18 protein-coding genes are annotated in these 21,731 nt (G+C 63.2%); 9 read left to right on the top strand and 9 right to left on the bottom strand.

All coding sequences use genetic code 11. The annotated features are described in order from the left end of the window. Positions 1-19 precede the first annotated feature (19 nt). Positions 20-1,687, top strand: coding sequence for a putative bifunctional diguanylate cyclase/phosphodiesterase (locus tag LVS58_RS02680; protein WP_233689772.1), 1,668 nt, complete (start codon positions 20-22; stop codon positions 1,685-1,687). 153 nt (positions 1,688-1,840) lie between these two features. On the opposite strand, the gene LVS58_RS02675 is transcribed toward LVS58_RS02680, so the two are convergent. Further along, the gene (locus LVS58_RS02675; protein WP_233689771.1) at positions 1,841-3,229 is read right to left on the bottom strand and encodes a NorM family multidrug efflux MATE transporter; all 1,389 of its coding nucleotides are present in this window, start codon (positions 3,227-3,229) and stop codon (positions 1,841-1,843) included. Between the two features lie 155 nt (positions 3,230-3,384). Between LVS58_RS02675 and LVS58_RS02670 the strand changes: the two genes are divergently transcribed. Beyond that, positions 3,385-4,311 (top strand): LysR substrate-binding domain-containing protein, encoded by a 927-nt coding sequence (locus LVS58_RS02670; protein ID WP_003253542.1) that lies wholly within the window; start codon positions 3,385-3,387, stop codon positions 4,309-4,311. 52 nt (positions 4,312-4,363) lie between these two features. On the opposite strand, the gene hglS is transcribed toward LVS58_RS02670, so the two are convergent. After that, the gene (hglS, locus tag LVS58_RS02665) at positions 4,364-5,758 is read right to left on the bottom strand and encodes a 2-oxoadipate dioxygenase/decarboxylase HglS (RefSeq protein ID WP_233689770.1); all 1,395 of its coding nucleotides are present in this window, start codon (positions 5,756-5,758) and stop codon (positions 4,364-4,366) included. A gap of 140 nt (positions 5,759-5,898) precedes the next feature. Continuing rightward, complete coding sequence (locus LVS58_RS02660) at positions 5,899-6,789, bottom strand: LysR family transcriptional regulator (protein WP_233689769.1); 891 nt, start codon at positions 6,787-6,789, stop codon at positions 5,899-5,901. 135 nt (positions 6,790-6,924) lie between these two features. On the opposite strand from LVS58_RS02660, the gene amaB reads away from it, so the two are divergent. After that, positions 6,925-8,415, top strand: a complete 1,491-nt coding sequence (gene amaB / locus LVS58_RS02655; RefSeq protein WP_003253547.1) for an L-piperidine-6-carboxylate dehydrogenase — start codon at positions 6,925-6,927, stop codon at positions 8,413-8,415. Between the two features lie 157 nt (positions 8,416-8,572). Further along, complete coding sequence (gene amaA, locus LVS58_RS02650; protein ID WP_233689768.1) at positions 8,573-9,859, top strand: L-pipecolate oxidase; 1,287 nt, start codon at positions 8,573-8,575, stop codon at positions 9,857-9,859. Positions 9,860-9,965: 106 nt separating this feature from the next. Here amaA and LVS58_RS02645 read toward each other — a convergent pair whose 3' ends face one another. Continuing rightward, a complete protein-coding gene (locus LVS58_RS02645; protein WP_233689767.1) occupies positions 9,966-11,393 on the bottom strand; it encodes a mechanosensitive ion channel family protein in 1,428 nt (475 codons plus the stop codon). A 273-nt stretch (positions 11,394-11,666) separates the two neighbouring features. On the opposite strand from LVS58_RS02645, the gene ycaC (LVS58_RS02640) reads away from it, so the two are divergent. The 4 genes from ycaC (LVS58_RS02640) (at position 11,667) to LVS58_RS02625 (ending at position 15,763) form a co-directional block, all read left to right on the top strand. Further along, positions 11,667-12,296, top strand: a complete 630-nt coding sequence (gene ycaC, locus LVS58_RS02640) for an isochorismate family cysteine hydrolase YcaC (RefSeq protein WP_233689766.1) — start codon at positions 11,667-11,669, stop codon at positions 12,294-12,296. Positions 12,297-12,413: 117 nt separating this feature from the next. Next, positions 12,414-12,722, top strand: coding sequence for a hypothetical protein (locus LVS58_RS02635; RefSeq protein WP_003253554.1), 309 nt, complete (start codon positions 12,414-12,416; stop codon positions 12,720-12,722). A gap of 40 nt (positions 12,723-12,762) precedes the next feature. Continuing rightward, the gene (locus LVS58_RS02630; protein WP_233689765.1) at positions 12,763-13,581 is read left to right on the top strand and encodes an alpha/beta fold hydrolase; all 819 of its coding nucleotides are present in this window, start codon (positions 12,763-12,765) and stop codon (positions 13,579-13,581) included. Between the two features lie 199 nt (positions 13,582-13,780). Further along, on the top strand, positions 13,781-15,763 hold the full coding sequence (locus tag LVS58_RS02625; protein WP_233689764.1) for an amidohydrolase: 1,983 nt from the start codon (positions 13,781-13,783) through the stop codon (positions 15,761-15,763). A 169-nt stretch (positions 15,764-15,932) separates the two neighbouring features. Here LVS58_RS02625 and LVS58_RS02620 read toward each other — a convergent pair whose 3' ends face one another. The 3 genes from LVS58_RS02620 to LVS58_RS02610 all read right to left on the bottom strand — a co-directional run bounded on the left by LVS58_RS02620 (position 15,933) and on the right by LVS58_RS02610 (position 19,914). After that, the gene (locus LVS58_RS02620; RefSeq protein ID WP_233689763.1) at positions 15,933-17,531 is read right to left on the bottom strand and encodes an MFS transporter; all 1,599 of its coding nucleotides are present in this window, start codon (positions 17,529-17,531) and stop codon (positions 15,933-15,935) included. Position 17,532: 1 nt separating this feature from the next. Further along, entirely contained in the window at positions 17,533-18,795 is a 1,263-nt protein-coding gene (locus tag LVS58_RS02615) for an OprD family porin (protein WP_233689762.1), read from the bottom strand. Positions 18,796-19,002: 207 nt separating this feature from the next. Continuing rightward, positions 19,003-19,914, bottom strand: coding sequence for a LysR substrate-binding domain-containing protein (locus tag LVS58_RS02610; protein WP_010955764.1), 912 nt, complete (start codon positions 19,912-19,914; stop codon positions 19,003-19,005). A 228-nt stretch (positions 19,915-20,142) separates the two neighbouring features. Between LVS58_RS02610 and ycaC (LVS58_RS02605) the strand changes: the two genes are divergently transcribed. Beyond that, the gene (gene ycaC, locus LVS58_RS02605) at positions 20,143-20,772 is read left to right on the top strand and encodes an isochorismate family cysteine hydrolase YcaC (RefSeq protein ID WP_012274792.1); all 630 of its coding nucleotides are present in this window, start codon (positions 20,143-20,145) and stop codon (positions 20,770-20,772) included. A gap of 195 nt (positions 20,773-20,967) precedes the next feature. On the opposite strand, the gene LVS58_RS02600 is transcribed toward ycaC (LVS58_RS02605), so the two are convergent. Further along, positions 20,968-21,366, bottom strand: a complete 399-nt coding sequence (locus LVS58_RS02600) for a PBECR2 nuclease fold domain-containing protein (protein ID WP_233689761.1) — start codon at positions 21,364-21,366, stop codon at positions 20,968-20,970. A gap of 53 nt (positions 21,367-21,419) precedes the next feature. Beyond that, a complete protein-coding gene (locus LVS58_RS02595; RefSeq protein ID WP_233689760.1) occupies positions 21,420-21,710 on the bottom strand; it encodes a DUF3077 domain-containing protein in 291 nt (96 codons plus the stop codon). Positions 21,711-21,731 lie beyond the last annotated feature (21 nt).

Here is a 21,731-nt window from a genome sequence, read left to right as displayed (position 1 = left end):
CAAGCCCTAAGGAGCCCGCTTGTCCACGCCTGTCGAACCTTTGCGTTTGCTGCTGTTGGCCGATGAGCCGGAATGGGCTGCCTCGTTGCACGCGTGCATGCCTGCACTGGGTGGCAGCGCCGTGCTACTGACTGCGCCAAACTGGGAGGCGGTCGACAGCCTGTTCAGCCATGATCGCCAGGCCGTCGTGCTGGCAACACCCGGCTTGCAGCCCGCCCCCGGGCGTTGCGAGCTGCCGACTATCCTGCTGCTTGAACACGAGCCAGAGGCAGCGCCCAGCGCTGTCAGTGACTGGCTGGTGCGCGACCAGCTCAACGCCGATACCCTGCGCCGCTCACTGCGCCATGTGCGGGAGCGAGGGGTGCTGGTCGCCACCTTGCAGCGCCTTGCCGAGCAGGACCCGCTGACCGGCATCGCCAACCGCCAGGGTTTTCAGGCTTTGCTCAATGCACGCCTGGCCGAGAACGAAGGCCGTGGTGTCGCGCTTGGCCACCTGGACCTGGACAACTTCCGCCACGTCAACGACGCCCTGGGCCACCAGAGCGGTGACCGGTTGATCCTGCAGGTGGTGGCACGGCTGAAGCATCAGCTGGAGGCGGGCGACCAGCTGGCTCGTCTGGGTAGCGACGAGTTCGCCCTGCTGATCGACACCCGTCGCGATGCCAACCGCGCCGAATGGATTGCCGAACGCATCGTCGAGGCCTTGGCCGAGCCCTACTGGATCGACGGCGAAAGCCTGCTGCTGGGCTGCAGCCTGGGCCTTGCACATGCTCGCGCGCAGAGCGGCGCCGATCCGCTGATGTGGCACGCGCACATCGCCATGCGTCAGGCCAAGGGCAGCCAGGGCTGCACCTTCCATGTGTTCAACGAACGCATCAACCGCAACGCCCGCAGCCTTGCCGACCTGGAAAGCGAGTTGCGCCGTGCCCTGCGCCGCGACGAGCTGGAGCTGCACTATCAGCCCCGCCTGAACCTGGCTGACGGGTGCATTGTTGGCCTGGAGGCGCTGGTGCGCTGGCGTCATGCCGAGCGCGGGCTGCTGCCACCCAGTGAGTTCGTGCCACTGGCCGAACAGAGCGGCCTGATCGTGCCCTTGGGTTATTGGGTGATTTCCCGTGCCCTGCGTGACATGCAGGCATTGTGCGAGCGCGGCCTGGAACCCCTGCACATGGCGGTCAACCTGAGTTTCCGCCAATTCCAGGACAGCCAGCTACTGGCCACGTTGAGTCGCCTGATCCTCGAGCACGGTGTGGATGCCCGCTGGCTCGAGTTCGAGCTGACCGAGACGGCGGTGATGCGCCGCAACGAAGTGGTGCGCCAGACGATGGACGCGCTGGGCCGCTTGGGCGTGCGCTTCTCGCTCGATGATTTCGGCACCGGGTTCTCTTCGTTCGTGCACCTCAACAGCCTGCCGATCACCTTGCTCAAGGTGGACCGCAGCTTTGTTGCGGAAATGGAAATGCGTGAAGAGAACCGCAAGCTGGTACACGCCATGATCAACCTGGCGCACAACCTCAACCTCGAGGTGGTCGCCGAGGGTGTGGAGAGTGAAGAGCAACTGGCGTTGCTGCGCGGGTTTGGCTGCGACCAGGTGCAAGGTTTCCTGGTCAGCAAGCCGCTGCCGGTGGGGGAATTGATGGCGTATTTGCTGCAGGCGCCCGGACGCCAGTTGGAGGCTGTCCTGTAGGAGCGGGTTTACCCGCGAATGGGCCGGGCCTGCTGGCCAGTCTCCACCAGACGTTCACCGTTGCCGCCACCACCGTATTCGCGGGTAAACCCGCTCCTACAAAGGACTGCGCAATCCTGCAGGAGCGGGTTTACCCGCGAAGAGGCTCCCACGTCAGGCAGAAGCCGTCGACTTCCCGGCAGCCCAAGCCTTTCCCAACAACCGCTTCATCCGCCACTCAAAGCCAAAGGTCAGCGCCACCGCCGCACAGGCCAGCCCCAGCGCCAGCCCCCACCAGATCCCTACTGCACCACCGCCCAGCGTAAAGGTGAACAGCCAGGCACTCGGCGCCCCCACCAGCCAATAGCACACCAGCCCGATCAGGAAGGTGGTCTTGGCATCTTTCAGCCCACGGATCGAGCCCATGGCAATCGTCTGCATGCCGTCGAACAGTTCGAACCACGCCGCCACCATCAACAACTGCACGGCCACCTGGAAGATCGCGGCAAAGGCCGGGTCATTACGGTCGATAAACAGCCCTACCAGCGCCTCGGGCAGCAGCAGGAACAGGGCGGCGAAGGCAAACATGATCATGGCCCCGAACCCGATGCCCACCCGCCCGGCGCTGCGCGCCGCCAGCAGGTTGCCAGCGCCGTAGTACAAGCCCACGCGCATGGTCACCGCATAGGACAAGCCAGTCGGCACCATGAATGCCGTGGACACGATCTGCAGGGCAATCTGGTGCGCGGCCAACTCGGTGCTGCCCAGCACGCCCATGCACAGCGCGGCGAAGGCGAACAGGCCCACTTCCACCATGTAGGTACCGCCAATGGGCAGGCCCAGCCGCCACAGCTCGCGCAGGGCCGCCAGTGATGGGCGTGACAGGCCCTTGCGTAGCGGGTAGGCGGCATAGGCCGAGTGCCAGCGGATATACAACGCCAAGGCAATGGCCATGCCCATCGACACCACTGCAGTGACCAGGCCGATACCCATCAGGCCCAGCTTGGGCAGGCCGAACATGCCTTCGATCAGTGCCACGTTGAACAGGTAGTTGAGCACCGTGCCGAACACACTGATGACCATCACCGGGGTCGAACGGCCCAGCGCGCTGGTGAAGCCACGCAAGGCCATGAAGGTCAGATAGCCGGGCAGGGCCAGTGGCAGCAGGGTGAGGAATTCGGCGGCCGAGGCCACGTTTTCGGGCTTTTGCCCGAACAGCAGCAGTACCGGCTGAAGGTTCCACAGCACCAGCGCGGCGAACAACGCCAAGGCCCAGGCCAGCCACAGGCCGTTTTGCGCCAGACGGGTGGCGCCCTCGATGTCATTGGCGCCCTTGCGAATGGCCACCAGCGTGCCGACTGCGGCGATCACGCCCAGGCAGAAGATCGATACGAACGAATAGCTGGCCGCCCCCAGGCCACCACCCGCCAAGGCCTGAGGGCTGATGCGGGCCATCATCAGGGTGTCGGTCAGCACCATCAGCATGTGCGCCAACTGCGAGGCAATCAGCGGCCCGGCCAGGCGCAGCAAAGCCTTGAGTTCTGTGGTGGGCGCGACGTGCATGGGGGCAGTCCTTCATTCTGGGGTGATCAACGAAGGGCGATTCTGAAGCTTCGGTCAACTTTGCACAAAAGGATAAAAGCGATAGTTGGCATGAGTTGAACTCATGTATATAGGCTTTTCGGACTTGCCTCACACGCCCATATTGCAGGTGCCTCATGCCACGCCAGCTACCACCGCTGTATGCCCTGCGCGCATTCGAAGCTGCCGCGCGGCTAAGTTCCTTCACCCGTGCAGGCGAAGAGCTTTCTATCACCCAAAGCGCCATCAGCCGGCATATCCGTACGCTGGAGGAGCATTTTGCCTGCCGCCTGTTCGTGCGCAGTGGCCGCAGCCTGCAGCTTACCGAAGCGGGTCGGGTACTGCTGCCGGGCGTGCGCGAGGGCTTCGCGGCGTTTGAGCGGGCCTGCGAAACCTTGTGTGGCGAAGACGACATACTGCGCATGAAGGCCCCCTCGACCCTGACCATGCGCTGGTTGCTGGCGTGCCTTAGCCGCTTTCGCCACCTGCAGCCGGGCAATGAGGTGCAACTGACCAGTGCCTGGATGGATGTCGACCATGTGGACTTCAACCAGGAGCCGTTCGATTGCGCTGTGTTGCTCAGTGATGGGGTGTTCCCGGCGGAGTGGGAAGTGCGCAAGCTGTTCCCTGAGTTACTGATCCCGGTCGGTGCGCCGGACCTGCTCGACGAGGAACCTTGGGATGTACGTAGGCTGGCCTCTATCGAGCTGCTGCACCCCACGGTGGACAAGCGTGACTGGCGGGAATGGCTGGAGCGTATGGGGCTTGGCGACAAGGTGTCGCTCAAGGGCGGCCAAGTGTTCGATACCCTGGAGCTGGGCATGATTGCCGCGGCGCGTGGCTACGGAATATCCATGGGCGATTTGCTGATGGTGGCCGAAGATGTGGCGCAGAAGCGCTTGAGCCTGCCATGGCCGACGGCGGTGCCCAGCGGCATGGATTACTACCTGGTGTGGCCGCGCACCCGGCGAGGCGGCGAGCGGTTGCGGCGGTTGAGTGCGTTCCTGGAAGGCGAGGTGGCGGCAATGGATTTGCCGGATGTGGAAATCCTGCCGCCTCTTTGATCACCTGTACCGGCCTGTTCGAGGGCTCGCCCGTGAACAGGCCGGTACAGATTTACATCGAGCCCAGGTTCAACGCCTGTGCGCAGGCCTGCAGCGACCGGCGCTCGCTTTGCGCATACAGCGCCAGCTCATCCTGTACCGGCAGCCCCAGCGCCGCTTCGAACGCTTCGCGGTTGGCGTTGCTGCCGTATTCGGCGTGCGCATCGTCACCCAGGTTGGACTGGAAGATCCCCGCCGCACTCACCGGCAGGAAGTCCTCGTACACCAGCGCCTCGAAGTGCACGTGGCCCGCGTCGATCAAGCCTTGCAGGGTGGTCGGGCGGCCTTCCTGGTCGCGTGCGGCCAGGCCTTTCTCGGTGGCGAAGTAGCGGAAGTATGCCAAGCCCTGTTCACGCATCTGCGCCAGGTCATCCGGGAATTCGGCAAAGTTTGCCTGCAGCAGCGCCATGTAGCGCTCGGCATTGGCTTCGGCCGGAGCGCCACCCAGTGCCGCGCGGGTAGCGTCGAGCAACTTGTCGTAGAGCTGGCGACCTTTCGGCGTCAGCGCCGCGCCGCGTTGCTCGATTTCGCCAAAGCGTGCGGTGTGGTTGCCTTCGCGGCCTTGCTGGTCGCGGAAGGCGACCGTTTCCTGCAGGGCCTTGAAGCTGGTCTGACGCAGCAGGATCGGGTGGCGGCGCGTGGGCGGGCCTTCAACCACGGCCTTCGGCGGGATGCCCTTGGCAGGCATGCCGAGCTGGATTGCATCGATATCCAGGGTACGCGGGGTCAAGTGGTTGATGTGCGGGCCCTTGAAGGCCACCACATCGGCGATCAGGCGGTGTTGGTCGTGCAGCTGCTGGTATTGCTCGGCCGTGACGGTGGCGTCGTGGTGCCAGCGGAAGGTGTGCAGCGCTTCCTGCACGAACGTCTCTGCATCCGCGGCGTCAAGGCCCCCCTCGCGCTCACACTGGGCGATCAGTTCGAGGGCGCGGGAGGTGAAGATCTGGCGCTTGGCCAGGATGCTTTGTGCCAGCTCGCGCAACTGCGGGTTGTCGATCAGCTCCAGGCGCAGCAGCGAGGTGAACACACGGAACGGGCTGACATGCAGCGATTGCTCGTGTACCGCGCGAAAGGCAGTGGAATGCACCGGTACGCCAGCGGAGCTGAGGTCGTAGTAGCCGACCGGCTGCATGCCCATGACGGCGAACAGGCGGGCGATGGTGGCCAGTTCTTCGGCGGTGCCGACGCGAATGGCGCCGTGACGTTCCTGGTCCAGGCGCTCGATTTCGCCGGTCCAGCGCAGGGCCTCGGCCACTTCGGGGTGCTGGGCCATTACCTGCTGGTTGATTTCGCTCACCAGCTCCAGCAGCGTGCCGTACAGCGGCACTTCCTGTTTGTACATGAGCGACATGGCGGCAGAGAACTGCGCGCGGATGCTGTCTGGGCTGACGAAATCGTTGGCGGGCATCGCTAGCTTCCTGGTTGGGTTCTGACACTTACATGAAAGCTGGGAATGCACTTTGCTCACAAGCGAAAAAAAGTGAGTGTGTCATTCCTTTTTTGATCGACCTCGACGGCCCTTTCGCGGCTAAAGCCGCGAAGAGGCCGTCAAACCTGCAACTGCTCGCGAATCCATTCCACCAAAGCCCTCACCTTGGGCACCTCCGCCGCATGTTCGGCGTACGCCAGATAGTGCGCCCCTGTACTGCGCATCGCGTGGTTCCAAGGAACCACCAGGCTACCGTCGGCCAGTTCCTTCGCCGCCAGGTAGCGCGGCACCAGCGCCACCCCGCACCCGGCCTGTGCTGCACTCAACGCCATATAGAACGTATCGAAGCGCGGCCCGTGGTAGGCGCTGACGCTCTGCAGGCCCTGCTCCAGGAACCACTCATGCCAGGCCTCCGGGCGCGAGGTGCTTTGCAGCAGCACCAACTCGGCCAGCGCCTCGGCACCGGTCAGCGTGCCCCCGGCCAGCAGCTCTGGCGCACACACCGGCACCACCTCTTCGCGGAACAGCTCCACGCAGGTGGCCCCCGGCCAGGTGCCCTGGCCATAGAAGAACACCACGTCAGCCGATCCCTGCAGCAGGGCGAACGGCTCCATCTCGTTGCGAATGTCCAGGTGGATATTGCCGTGCCGTTTGCCAAAACCCTTCAGGTGCGGGATCAACCAGCGCACGCCAAAACTCGGTTGAGTGGCTACTTTCAGTATCTCGGTCTGCTCGCCGTAGGTGAGCACATAGCGGCTGGACATATCCACCTGGGTGAGGATCTTGTTGACCTCTGCCAGGTACAGGCTGCCGGCTGGCGTAAGCTGCAAGCGCCTGCGGATGCGCAGAAACAGATGGTGGCGCAGCATGTCTTCCAGCTGTGCCACCTGCTTGCTGACCGCGCTCTGGGTCAGGTGCAGTTCTTCGGCAGCACGGGTAAAACTCAGATGGCGGGCTGCAGCTTCAAAGCACTGCAGGGCGGTCATGGAGGGTACCAGGCGTTTTGACATAGCGGTCTCTGCGGCTCAAATCATTACCTGGCGGAATGATATGCGGAATAAAGGTCGTTTGTTGTACCTATGTGATCGGATTAATACTGATCCACATCATTTTTCCACCCCATCACCGATGTAGGAGATGCACAAATGGTTGCTGGATTGCTCGAGCGCCTTGGCGTTGCCGCCGAGGCTTACACCCAGGGCGACTACCCTGTTCACACGCCGATCGACGGCAGCCAGATCGCCTCGGTGAAACTGCTCGGCAAGGCCGAGACCATCGCCCGCATCGATCAGGCCCAGAGCGCCTTCGAAGCCTGGCGCAGTGTGCCGGCTCCGCGCCGTGGCGAACTGGTGCGCCTGTTCGGCGAAGTGCTGCGTGAGCACAAGGCCGACCTCGGCGAGCTGGTCTCGATCGAAGCCGGCAAGATCACCCAGGAAGGCCTGGGTGAAGTGCAGGAAATGATCGACATCTGCGACTTCGCCGTTGGCCTGTCGCGCCAGCTGTACGGTCTGACCATCGCTTCCGAGCGCCCAGGCCACCACATGCGTGAAACCTGGCATCCGCTGGGCGTGGTCGGCGTGATCAGCGCCTTCAACTTCCCGGTTGCCGTGTGGGCCTGGAACACCGCCCTGGCCCTGGTGGCCGGCAACTCGGTGGTATGGAAACCGTCCGAGAAGACCCCGCTGACCGCCCTGGCTTGCCAGGCGCTGTTCGAAAAAGCCCTGAAAGCCTTCGGCGATGCGCCGGCTGGCCTGGCACAACTGGTGATCGGCGGCCGTGAAGCGGGCGAAGCCATGGTCGACGACCCGCGTGTACCGCTGGTCAGCGCCACCGGCAGCACCCGCATGGGGCGCGAAGTCGGCCCACGCGTTGCTGCCCGCTTCGGCCGCAGCATCCTGGAACTGGGCGGCAACAACGCCATGATCCTGGCCCCCAGCGCAGACCTGGACCTGGCTGTGCGTGGCATCCTGTTCTCGGCTGTCGGCACCGCCGGCCAGCGTTGCACCACCCTGCGCCGCCTGATCGTGCACCGTTCGATCAAGGACGAAGTGGTTGCCCGCGTCAAAGCCGCCTACGGCAAGGTGCGCATCGGCGACCCACGTAAAGACAACCTGGTTGGCCCGCTGATCGACAAGCAGTCGTTCGACGCCATGCAGGGCGCATTGGCCAAGGCCCGCGACGAAGGTGGCCAGGTATTTGGTGGCGAGCGTCAGCTGGCCGACCAGTACCCGAACGCCTACTACGTTTCGCCAGCTATTGCTGAAATGCCGGCGCAAAGTGACGTGGTGCGCCACGAAACCTTCGCACCGATCCTGTACGTGCTGGCCTACGACGACTTCGAGGAGGCCCTGCGCCTGAACAACGAAGTGCCACAAGGTCTGTCGTCGTGCATTTTCACCACCGACATCCGTGAAGCCGAGCGCTTCCAGAGCGCCTCGGGCAGCGACTGCGGCATCGCCAACGTCAACATCGGCACCAGCGGCGCCGAGATCGGCGGTGCGTTTGGTGGCGAGAAGGAAACCGGCGGTGGGCGTGAGTCGGGCTCGGATGCCTGGAAAGGCTACATGCGTCGTCAGACCAACACCGTGAACTACTCGCGTGAGCTGCCGCTGGCGCAGGGTATCGTGTTCGATTGATGTATTGATGCTGCATCGCCGGGGGCCTGGCCCCCGGTTCGCGGGTAGACCCGCTCCTACAGGGTTCGTCCAAGCGACACCGACCCCTGTAGGAGCGGGTTTACCCGCGAATGGGCCGCCCTGCGGCCCCAACAAGAACAAATTGCTGGAGCCGGCCATGTCCGAACTGCGTCAACAATGCTTGTGGGAACACGTCAGCAAACCGACCGTCGCCGCCCAGGCCCTGGCCGGTGAGCACAAGGCCGATGTCTGCGTGATCGGCGGCGGTATTACCGGCCTGTCGGCGGCCATCCACCTGCTCGAACAGGGCAAGTCGGTGATCTTGCTGGAGGCCTGGAAGATCGGCCACGGTGGCTCCGGGCGTAACGTCGGCCTGGTCAACGCCGGTACCTGGATCCGCCCCGACGACGTCGAGGCCACCCTTGGCCAGAAGCAGGGCAGCCGCCTGAACAAGGTGCTTGGCGAAGCCCCGGCTGAAGTGTTCGCCATGATCGAGCGCCTCGGCATCGACTGCCAGGCCCAGCACAAAGGCACGCTGCACATGGCGCACAACGCCACCGGTATCGCCGACCTCGAAGCGCGGCACGAACAATGGCGCCGCCGAGGTGCCGACGTCGAGCTGCTGACCGGCGCCCAGTGCCAGGAATACTGCGGTACCGACAAGATTTCCGCTGCGCTGCTTGATCGCCGTGCCGGCACTATCAACCCCATGGGCTACACCCAGGGGCTGGCGGCTGCCGTGACGCGCCTGGGCGGCAAGATTTTCCAGCAGTCTTCGGTCGAAGGCCTGGAGCGTGAAGGTGATGGCTGGCGGGTGAAGACTGCGCGTGGCACTGTGCGCGCCGAAAAGGTGGTGATTTCCACCGGTGCCTATACCGAAGGCGACTGGAGCAACCTGCAGAAGCAGTTCTTCCGCGGTTATTACTACCAGGTAGCTTCCAAGCCGCTGCAGGGCGCTGCAGCCGACAAGGTGCTGCCACATGGCCAAGGTTCGTGGGACACCCGCACTGTGCTCAGCAGCATCCGCCGCGACGATCAGGGCCGCCTGCTGCTCGGCAGCCTGGGCCGGGTCGACAACAAGCCGGCGTGGTTCGTGCGCAGCTGGGCCGACCGTATCCAGAGCCATTACTACCCGGAGCTGGGCAAGGTCGAGTGGGAAATGCACTGGACCGGCTGCATCGACTTCACCCCTGACCACCTGATGCGCCTGTTCGAGCCGGCGCCTGGGTTGGTGGCGGTGACCGGGTACAACGGGCGCGGTAATACCACCGGCACCGTGATTGGCCGGGCGTTTGCCGAATTCCTGCTCAAGGGCGAGGCGGACAGCCTGCCGATTCCGTTTTCGCCGATGAGCGGTGTCAGCGCACCTTCGCTGCGGACCGCGTTCTATGAGTCTGGCTTCTCGCTGTACCACGCGGGGCAGTGCCTGAGGGTTGTGTTGTAAGTACTGGCCTCTTCGCGGGTAAACCCGCTCCTCCCGGTCACCACCGCCCTCTCAGGCGGTGAACAACTGTAGGAGCGGGTTTACCCGCGAAGAGGCCAGCACAGGCTCACTTGTGCAACCAACTCAGGAAGCCGCCCTTCTTGATTGAAGCCGGCTTCTGCAACAACAACGACTCCCGGCTCTGCCGCCGGAACCGCTGCAATTTGCTCAAAGCCGTCTGCACTTCGCCACGCTGCTGCAAACAGCTCTTCACCTGTTCCTTGTCGATCCGGTACAGCACACAACTGGTCAGCGTGCGGAGTTCGGCCAGCGAGTCTTCGTCGTCGATGATCCCCTCGATCCCAAGCACCTCTCCCGGCCCCATGCGCCCGGCCTCCAGCCGCTTGTCTCCATCGCGCACCGATGCCGATACCACACCGCTGCCAATCACCAGCAGATGATCGGAATGCTCGCCCACCCCCAGGATCACCTGGTCCGCGAGGTACTCGACTGCAGTCATGCGCTGGCTCAACGCATCGCGCTCTTCATCACTTAGCGAGCGGAACACTCGAACCTCATCCAGCACCTCGCGCTGGCGGCTGCGCGGCGGCAAGGCCAGGTCAACATTCCACATCACCCCGCTGGCCTCCAGATGCCGGTGCGCCAGGTCGAACAGCTGGTTACGTGCATCGCCCTTGGCGCCCGCATCGGCCACGAAGCCGCTGGCCTCGTACTCCACCGACTCCAGAGTCGAGGCCTTTACCGTCACCTTCGGCTTCGGGGTCGCAAGAATGGCACTGACGCCCTGCAAGGCTTTTTCCAGCGCATCGAACACGCGCTTGGGCCGCACCTTGGCCGGGACCACCACGCTGATCGATACCCCGTGCACATCGGCAGGGCGGCTGTGGTTGAGCAGCCGCGCCTTGGCCGCCACCGAGTTGGGGATCACCGCCAGGCTGCCGGTACCGGTCAGCAGGCGCGTGGCGCGCCAGTCGATGTCCAGGACCTTGCCTTCGGTACCGTCGATCGAGATCGAATCGCCAATCTGATAGGGCCGTGTGGTGTTCAGCACGATGCCGCTGAATACGTCAGCCAGTGTGCTCTGGAGCGCCAGGCCGATGACAATGGCCATTACCCCGGAGGTGGCCAGCAGGCCCTTCACCGGCAGTTGCAGCACGTAGCCTGCGGCCGCGACCACGGCGGCGAGAAAGATCAACGCCCCCAGCACATCCTGCAGCAAGCGCCCGCCATGGCTGCCACGGGCCACCAGCAACAGGCCGAACACCACGGTCACCGTGCGCGCACCGAACAGCCACCAGCCGATGGCCAATACCGTGGCCATCAGGTTGCGCGAGAGATCGTCGGGCCACGGCGGGGGTTGCAGCGGGCTCATGCCGGCGGCCATCAGCACCGAGCTGAACAGCAGGAAAATCACCAGGCGCGCGCTGATACGCCAGGCATGGCGCTGAATGGGGATCAGTTGCCAAAGCACGAGGTCGAGCAGAATCAGGGTGCAACCGAGCAACAACGGGGACGACTGGATGAACGCCAGCATGGTGGTCTCGGGTGTAGGGAGGGCTGGGGGTAGTAATAGAGCAGGTTGCTGTTTCAGGCAATGGGGCCTGTGCGAGCCTATTCGCGCAGTCGGTGTAGGAGCGGGTTTACCCGCGAAGAGGCCAGGCAAATCCAACGCCAATCCAGCGTTCACAAAACAGAACGCTAAAGCCAAAAACCGCTATCTACCGCTCCAAAGGTGATGGTTTTAATCTTCTCCCATCAACGCGAAACACCCAACTTACTGAACATCAAAACCCTTAGGAGCTACCCCATGTCCAACTTCAAATACAACCGCCTGAACAAAGACGACGCCGCCGTACTGCTGGTCGATCACCAGGCTGGCCTGCTGTCCCTGGTCCGCGACATCGAGCCGGACGCGTTCAAGAACAACGTGCTGGCCCTGGCTGACCTGGCCAAGTTCTTCAACCTGCCGACCATCCTCACCACCAGCTTCGAGCAAGGCCCCAACGGCCCGCTGGTGCCGGAACTGAAAGCCCTGTTCCCGGACGCGCCATACATTGCCCGCCCTGGCCAGATCAACGCCTGGGACAACGAGGACTTCGTCAAGGCGGTGAAGGCGACTGGCAAGAAGCAGCTGATCATTGCCGGTGTGGTGACCGAAGTTTGCGTAGCGTTCCCGGCCCTGTCTGCCCTGGAAGAAGAGTTCGACGTGTTCGTGGTGACCGATGCTTCCGGCACCTTCAACGAAATGACCCGCGATGCTGCCCATGACCGCATGAGCCAGGCCGGTGCCCAACTGATGACCTGGTTCGGCGTGGCCTGCGAGCTACACCGCGACTGGCGCAACGATGTCGAAGGCCTGGCCGCGCTGTGCTCCAACCACATCCCGGACTACCGCAACCTGATGACCAGCTACAACGCCTTCAACGCCAACAAGTAAGCGCAATCGCCGCGGGCACCGCCAATCGGTGCCCGCCCGGGGCAGCACACCTATCCAATCCAGCGCCCGTCCGCCGTTGCACAGTGGATGCGGGCAAGCTCATCCCAAGGAACGCCGATGAACACCGCACTCCATGACAACCGCGAAGTGGTGACCGTATGCCTGCAACACAAGGTGCTTGATAGCTCGCCGGGCACCCCGGCAGCGCAACCGCCGCGCTGGAAACAGGCGCTGCTGACCTACCTGGTGATCTGCCCGATGACCATGGTCATCCCGCAACTGCTGGCGCCGCTGTTTGCACGCTTCCCGCAGCTGGGCGGCGTGATCACCGGCAACCTGATCGTCAACCTGTTCGTCATCCTGCCCGTGGTGTTCTACATCATGCCCTGGGTAACCCGCCGCTGCGCCAACTGGCTGCGCGGCTGAGCCGACGCCTTCACCTCGAAACGTTCAAGGAGATACCGCTATGAGCACGTTCATTACCCGCGATGGCACTTCGATCTATTTCAAGGACTGGGGCAGCGGCAAGCCCGTGCTGTTCAGCCACGGTTGGCCGCTGGATGCCGACATGTGGGATTCGCAGATGGAGTTCCTGGCCAGCCGCGGTTACCGCGCCATCGCCTTCGACCGCCGGGGTTTCGGCCGCTCGAGCCAGCCGTGGAACGGTTACGACTACGACACCTTCGCCGATGACATTGCCCAGTTGATCGAGCACCTCGACCTGCGCGACGTCACCCTGGTGGGCTTCTCGATGGGGGGCGGTGATGTCAGCCGCTATATCGGCCGCCACGGCAGCGAGCGGGTGGCCGGGCTGGTGTTGCTGGGCGCGGTGACCCCAGTGTTCGGCAAGCGTGAGGACAACCCTGACGGTGTCGACCTGTCGGTGTTCGAGGGCATCCAGGCCGGCCTGCGTGCCGACCGCGCGCAGTTCATCGCCGATTTCGCCACGCCGTTCTACGGCCTGAACCATGGGCAGCAGGTGTCCCAGGGTGTGCAGACGCAGACCCTGAACATTGCGCTGATGGCGTCAATCAAGGGCACCCTGGATTGTGTGACGGCCTTCTCGGAGACCGATTTCCGCCCCGACATGACCAAGGTCGATGTGCCGACGTTGGTGATCCATGGCGATGACGACCAGATCGTGCCGTTCGAGACCACCGGCAAGCAGGCGGCGGAGCTGATTCGCGGCGCCGAGCTGAAGGTGTATGCCGGGGCGCCGCACGGGTTTGCGGTGACCCATGCGCAGCAGCTGAATGAGGACCTGCTGGCGTTCCTTCAGCGGTAATGGTGGGAGACCTTCGCGGGTGAACCCGCTCCTGCAGACGTTGTAGGAGCCGGTTTACCCGCGAAGAGGCCGGCCCAGGCAGCAAAAAGCTTGACCAGGGCTAACCTTCTTCAACCCACCGCACATCCATTCAAGCCCGGGCCTTACATCAACCGGCATGCTTCGCAGTCCCCCTGCCGGCCCCTAGTCGGAGAAGCCCATGTCCCAGGACCGCAACGACAAGACCCGTCGCCAGTTCCTCGCCACCAGCACTGTGCTCGGTGCTGCTGGCGCGCTCTGGTCCGCATTGCCTTTCACCGGCCAAGCCGGTTCCGCTCACGCATCCACGCAAGGAGGTTCCATGACCGCCGACCTGATTCTGTTCAACGGCAAACTGCACACCGTTGACCGCGAGAAGCCCACCGCGACCGCCGTCGCCATCAAGGACGGCCGCTTCATCGCCGTGGGCAGCGACGCCGAGGCCATGGCCCACAAGGGTGCCGCCTCGCAAATCATCGACCTCAAGCAGCGCACGGTGATCCCAGGCCTCAATGACTCGCACCTGCACCTGATCCGTGGCGGTCTGAACTACAACCTCGAGCTGCGTTGGGAAGGGGTGCCATCAGTGGCCGATGCCCTGCGCATGCTCAAGGACCAGGCTGCGCGCACGCCTACCCCGCAGTGGGTGCGCGTGGTCGGTGGCTGGAACGAATTCCAGTTCGCCGAAAAGCGCATGCCCACCCTTGAGGAAATCAACCAGGCCGCACCCGACACCCCGGTGTTCCTGCTGCACCTGTACGACCGCGCACTGCTCAACCGCGCCGCGCTCAAGGCCGTCGGCTACACGAAGGAGACGCCGAACCCGCCGGGTGGCGAGATCCAGCGCGACAAGTTCGGTAACCCGACCGGCATGCTGATCGCCCGCCCTAACGCGATGATCCTCTACGCCACGCTGGCCAAGGGGCCCAAGCTGCCGCTGGAGTATCAGGTCAACTCCACTCGCCAGTTCATGCGTGAGCTCAACCGGCTGGGCCTGACCAGCGCCATCGACGCCGGCGGCGGCTACCAGAACTTCCCCGACGACTACTCCGTGATTCAGGAGCTGGCCGACAAGGATCAGCTGACCGTACGCATCGCCTACAACCTGTTCACCCAGAAGCCCAAGGAAGAACTGGACGACTTCAAGAAGTGGACCTCCAGCGTCAAGCTGCACAGCGGTACCGACTTCTTGCGCCACAATGGCGCTGGCGAAATGCTGGTGTTCTCTGCTGCCGACTTCGAGGACTTCCTCGAGCCGCGCCCGGACCTGCCGCAGACCATGGAAGAAGAACTGGAGCCGGTGGTGCGCCACCTGGTCGAGCAGCGCTGGCCATTCCGCCTGCACGCCACCTACAACGAATCGATCACGCGCATGCTCGACGTGTTCGAAAAGGTCAACCGCGACATTCCATTCAACGGCCTGCCCTGGTTCTTCGACCACGCCGAAACCATCACCCCGCAAAACATCGAACGCGTGCGTGCGCTGGGCGGTGGTATTGCCATCCAGGATCGCATGGCTTTCCAGGGTGAGTACTTCGTAGACCGCTACGGCGCCAAGGCCGCCGAGCAGACCCCGCCGATCAAACGCATGCTCGAGATGGGCGTGCCGGTGGGCGCGGGTACCGACGCCACGCGGGTGTCTAGCTACAACCCATGGACTTCACTGTACTGGCTGGTCAGCGGCAAGACGGTCGGTGGCATGGAGCTGTACCCGGAAGGCCTGAGCCGTGACACCGCGCTGCAACTGTTCACCCAGGGCAGCGCCTGGTTCTCCAGCGAGCAAGGCAAGAAGGGCCAGATCAAGGTGGGCCAGCTGGCCGACCTGGCAGCATTGTCGCTGGACTTCTTCAGCGTCGATGAAGAGGCGATCAAGGGCATCGAGTCGGTGTTGACCATCGTAGATGGCAAGGTGGTGTATGCGGCGGGTGAATTCGATCGCCTAGGCACACCCCAGGTGCCGGTCTTGCCCGAGTGGTCGCCGGTTGCCAAGGTGCCGGGGCACTGGCGTGTGGGTACGCCTTCGCTGGCGGCAGCCGTACACCAGTGTTCGGGGCCGTGCGGGGTGCACGCACACAGCCATGACAAGGCACGTAAATCGAGTGTTCCGGTCAATGACTTCCAAGGCTTCTGGGGGGCGCTGGGCTGTTCGTGCTTCGCTTTTTAAGCTGAGCTGATGTTAAGAACGGGGGCCAATGACTGGCCCCTTTTTTGTGTCTTCAGTGCCGGCCCTTTCGCGGGTAAACTCGCTCCTACAACGGTAGACACACACCGGGTGTTGGACACAGGCCGTTGTAGGAGCGGGTTTACCCGCGAAAGGGCCGCAAATGCCAGCATCAATGCTGAGCCCTATGCTCCCCGCCAGCCAACAAATGCCGAATCCGCACTTCCACCCCATCGGTCTGCAGCATTCGCACCCGCGCCTCGATCTTCAGTTCACCACGGGTCACCCGGTGGTGATGCCGCAGATGCTCCAGCCACGATTCCTCGAAGAAGAACTCAAGCCACAACGCCGGATCAGCACTGTCGCGCATCAACCCCCACGACAATGCGCCATTGCGCTTGCGCATCGCTTCCAGCTCCCGCGCGGCCTGCTGGAACGCCTCGGCCTTGGTGGGGGCGATGTGGTACTCGACGGTGACCATTACCGGTCCTACTTCCTTGTCCATGTCATCGCTCAGCACCGGCACCGGCCAATGCAGCGACGGCGTCAGCTCCTCGGCCTCGGTTTCCGGCAGCGCCACCTTGCAGGTCAGCAAGGTACCCAGCGCCAGGCCGCCTGCGGCCAGCAGCAGGCTGAAGGTGATCGTTGCATGGCTGGCCAGCGTGCCCCACAGCAGGCCGCCACAGGCCATGGCGCCGAAGAAGATCAGAATGTATACCGACAACGCCCGCGCCCGTACCCAGGCTGGCACCGAAGTCTGTGCAGCCACTTGCAGGTTTGACAGTACCGCGATCCATGCCGCGCCGCTGAGCAGCATCGCTGGCAGCAGCGCATAGAAATTGCGCACCAGTGCCAGTGCCAGCAGGAACAGGGCATACAGCAGGCTGGCCAGTAGCACCAGGCGGTCACGGCTGATGCGCTCACGCAGGCGCGGCAGCAAGGTGGCACCCGCCACTGCGCCAATACCGATGGCCGCCAGCAGCAGGCCGAAGTCCGCTGCGGTGCCGCGCATCTCGCCACGCACGATCAGCGGCAGCAGCGAAGTGCCGGCGCTGGCGCAGAAAAAGAACGCCAACGCGCGTAGCATTACAGCCTGCAACGGCTTGGCACTGCGGGCAAAGCGCAACCCGGTACGCATGGCGCCAACGAAGCGTTCCGCCGGCAGCAGTGGCTCCTTAACCTCGCGCTTCCACAGGAACAACACCAGGATCACACCCGCGAACGAGATGGCATTCAGGGCAAAGGTCAGCCACGGGCCGACCATGCTCACCACCACCCCCGCCAGTGCCGGGCCGATGGCCCGTGACACGTTGATGCCGACACTGGAAAGCGCCACCGCGTTGGCCAGGTCCTCCTTGCCCACCAGTTCCGGTGTCAGTGCGCTCCACGCCGGCATCATCAGCGCTGTACCAATGCCCAGTGCCAGGGTCAGCACCAGCAGCAAGGTGACGTTCATCATCCCGAGCAACGTCAGGGCCGCCAGCACAACCGCTACGCAAGACATCCACAGTTGCACCAGCAACAGGTAGCGGCGTTTGTCGACGATGTCCGCCGCTGCGCCAGCCGGCAGGGCCAGGAAGAACATCGGCAGCGAGCCGGCTACCTGGATCAATGCCACGTGCAGCGGGCTGGCCGACAGCGTGGTCATCAGCCAGCCGGCGCCCACCTCGTGCATCCAGGTGCCGATGTTGGAGGCGATGGTGGCGATCCACAGCATGCGGAAGGTGATGTTACGCAACGGGCTCCAGGCACCTGAAGGGGATGTGCTCATGTCAGAAGCTGCCTTTGAGTGGGTATTCGATGATCAGGTAGATGCGGTCGATATCATCGCCCGCCTGGGCCTGGTTGGCGCGGTGGCTGACGTGGGAGAACGACAGGCTCAGGTCCTTGGCTGCCCCCGACTGCACCACGTATTTCAGGTCGATGTCGCGTTCCCAGTGCTTGCCGCCGTCGCCGTACTGGTTCACGTAGGCGCCGTCCGCAGGCGCATGGCTGCCGTCGATGCCGCGGCCGCTGACATAGCGGCCCATCAGGCTCAGGCCAGGTGCGCCGAGGGTGGCGAAGTTCAGGTCGTAGCGCAGTTGCCACGAATGCTCGCCAGGGCCGTTGAAGTCGGCGTACTTGATCGCGTTGGCCAGGTAGATGGAGTCGCCGCCGACGAAGTCGAACGGGGTGTCGCCCTCGACCTTCTGGTAGGCCAGGCTCAGCGCCTGGGCGCCGAAGCTGTACCTGGCCAGCAGGCTGTAGGCGAGGGTGTCGATTGCCCCGGCGCTGGCGTTGCCGGTGTCGCGGGTTTTGTACAGGTTGCCGTCCAGGCGCCAGTTGCCCTCGGCCAGGTTCAGGTTGAGGTAGGCCTGGCGCCAGGTGTTTTCCAGCTGCCCGGCATACAGTGCGGCGCCGAACGACCCGTTGGGTGCGAAAGTGGCACCGGCCAGGCTGATTGCGCGGTTGTGGGTGCTGGCGCCGTAGCCGCTGAAATCGTCGTGGGTGGAGCTGTTGTCCTGGTTGTTGAAGGCAGTGAAACGCCCGGCCTGCAGGCGCCAGTCGGGCTGGTCGGTGTTTTCTACCCACCAGCCGGTGGCGTATTCCGGGTGCAGGCGTTTGTCACCGGTGTCGAACACCGGGGTTTCCACCATCATCTCGCCATAGCGCAGTTGGGTGTTGCCCAGGTGCAGTTTGAGCGCGGCGCCGGCGCTGGCGTACTCGGACTCGGCGCGGCCATCGCTGTCGCGTGGTAGCAGGCCGGTGCCGCTATGGCCGCGGCCGCCGTCGAGCTTGAGGCCAAGAAAGCCGTGGGCATCGATACCGACACCGACAATGCCTTCGGTGAAGCCGGAACGGACCTCGCCGATGAAGCCTTGGGCCCATTCCTGGCGGTAGTTCTGGCCGCTGCCGGAGGGCGAGCGGAAGTCACTGTGCAGGAAGTAGTTGCGGCTGAGCAGCGACCAGCCGGGCGCTTCGGCGTGGCTCAGCGCCGGCCAGAGGGCGAGGGTGGCGAGCAGGGCGCGGCCTGGTCCGTGTGTGGCGCGGATCATGGGGAGCTCCGGGGGATGATCCGGGAGTGTGGAAGAAGAGTAGACCCAAGGTCTTGTAAGGGTGTGCTGGGTGGGGATTTGCATTACCTGTACCGGCCCTTTCGCGGCTAAAGCCGCTCCTATAGGGCCACCACCGGCTCCGAGCCTTGTGCAACACCTGTTGGAGCGGGCATGCCCGCGAAGAGGCCGGCTCAGCCAGCCAGGCACTCAAGCCATGTCGCTGATGGCGAACTCCTCAGCCAGATGATCGATCAGCGCTCGCACCGAAGGCAGCAACCCTCGTCGCGATGGGAAGATCGCATGCACGATGCCGCAGCGCGGGTGCCAGTCCGGAATCAGCTCAACCAGACGTCCTGCCGCCAGGTCCTCACGCACCGCCACCCGCGGCAAGTGCGCAATCCCCACTCCGGCTACCACGAAGTGGCGCAAGGCAAACAGGTCATCAGTCACCATACGTGGTGTATGCGGGATGACGATGCTGCGACTGTTGTCCTCGCCCTGGAACAGTTCCCACTGGTACTCGCGCTGGGCACTGCCCCAATGCACGCTGGGTAGTGTGCCCAGCAGCTGTGGGTCAAACCCTTTGGGCAGTTGCGCCAGGTATTGAGGCTGGCCGACCAGGCACTGGGTACTGTTGCTCAGCACCTTCATCACCATGTCAGTGTTCTCCAGCGGCGGAAAGCGCACCCGCAGGGCGATGTCGAAGCCCTCATGCAGCAGGTCGACACGGCGGTTGGTACTTTCGATGAACAGCTCCACCTGCGGGTACTTGAGCATGTAGCGGGTCAGCATCGGCCCGACCCAGGAGTTGAGCAAGGTGGTCGGGCAGCTGATGCGCACCAGGCCGCGTGGTTCGCTGCGGTTGCGCTCGATGATCTCCGCTGCGCCCTCTGCCTCCACACGCATGGCCAGGCAACGGTTGTAATAGGCCTGCCCGATTTCGGTCAGCGAGCAGTGCCGGCTGGTGCGGTTCAACAGCCGCACACCCAGGCGGTCTTCAAGGTCGGCGATTCGCCGGCTGAGCTTCGACTTGGGCATGTCCAGCGCCCGCCCGGCCGGGGCGAAGCCGCCATGTTCGACGACCTGGGTGAAGTAGTAGAGGGAGTTGAGGTCTTCCAATGATCGGTCTCCGGGTATTGGGTTGCCTGTGCCGGCCTCTTCGCGTGTAGGAGCGGCTTTAGCCGCGAAGAGGCCGGCACAGCCCCCACACATCCATCGTTCATAAATCAGAACGCTAAAGCCCGATTCTGCTAACTACCGCCGCAAAGGTGATGATTTTAATCTGTGCCCATCAACGCGAAACACCCCGGATTGCTGAAAAATTCATAACCTTTAGGAGCACAGACCATGAGCAAATTCACCTACAACCGCCTGAACAAAGACGACGCCGCCGTACTGCTGGTCGATCACCAGGCTGGCCTGCTGTCCCTGGTGCGCGATATCGAGCCGGACAAGTTCAAGAACAACGTACTGGCGCTGGCTGACCTGGCCAAGTTCTTCAACCTGCCGACCATCCTCACCACCAGCTTCGAGCAAGGCCCCAACGGCCCGCTGGTGCCGGAACTGAAAGCCCTGTTCCCGGACGCGCCATACATTGCCCGCCCTGGCCAGATCAACGCCTGGGACAACGAGGACTTCGTCAAGGCGGTGAAGGCGACTGGCAAGAAGCAGCTGATCATTGCCGGTGTGGTGACCGAAGTTTGCGTAGCGTTCCCGGCCCTGTCTGCCCTGGAAGAAGAGTTCGACGTGTTCGTGGTGACCGATGCTTCCGGCACCTTCAACGAAATGACCCGTGATGCTGCCCATGACCGCATGAGCCAGGCGGGTGCCCAACTGATGACTTGGTTCGGCGTGGCCTGCGAGCTGCACCGCGACTGGCGTAACGATGTCGAAGGGCTGGCTGCACTTTGCTCCAACCACATTCCGGATTATCGCAACCTGATGACCAGCTATAACGCGCTGACTGCGGGTAAGTGACACTAAGTAACCTGATGGGTAGCCTCCCCTTGGGGCTACCGTTGACTTGATCGTAGAGTGTTGTTAGCGTTTGAACTGAGCGCGAAACCAGCTGCCATTCAGCGGTAAAAGCTGGCGTAGGAACCCCGTCGATGGCTGAATCATCAGCGTCGGGTGAGACCTCCACACCCCTGCTTGAGGGTGTGTATATGAATATCAAGCGCAAATACAGGGCCACTGGTGACAGTGGCCCTTTTCTTTTCTTGGCAGAAAATTGTACCGCTTGTAGAGCAGCAGCCCGTGGCGATGTTTGTTCAGTGCTTTTGCATCGCACTGCATGAAATTCCACAGCATTTTGCCGTTGTCGAGGGTCACGATTACCAGCATCTGGCGCCTCGTTTCGTAGACGCCAATGAAGGCTAGCCTGAAGGTGTCATTGGTGTAAGCGACCTGCCATACCTCAAAAGGTCCGGCTAATGTATCCAGCGCTACCTTTACATAGCGTTCCCGGGCGTCCTGTCTCTTCTCGACGATGTGGTAGATACAGCTGCGCTGAATCCGGATGTCGCCCAGTGGGCTGCTGATGCTGACTACCTCAGAGTTTTCGCTATCCAAGCCCAGATGCTGTGCAGCAACCTCGACTGCAGCGTCATGCGAATCAGCAGGGGCTAGTTCTTCGATAGCCAGGATACGTAACTCACGTGCAAGTGTTCTGAGGTCGGGTAATTGTTCGTCCAGCCAGGAGTTCTGGCCTTTCTTCTCGGCATTTTTTGCGGATGCTCCAAGGCTTTGTAGCCACAGTCGTAGGCGCCGCGCAGGTACTGGGCGACATGCACGAGGGCGTCGTGGGCGGAGACGCCCGGGTTTACTGTGAACAATGGGGGATGGCCGGCATCGCAGCGGCTGAAAGAGCGTTGGGTGGTGTTGGGGAGGGGTGGATCGGGGACAATCTTTTTCATAGCCAAACTCCGATAGAGGTT

Origin of the sequence: Pseudomonas sp. JR33AA, from assembly GCF_021378985.1 — a bacterium.
Lineage (GTDB): Bacteria > Pseudomonadota > Gammaproteobacteria > Pseudomonadales > Pseudomonadaceae > Aquipseudomonas > Aquipseudomonas alloputida.
This window is presented reverse-complemented; position numbering and strand designations above follow the sequence as displayed.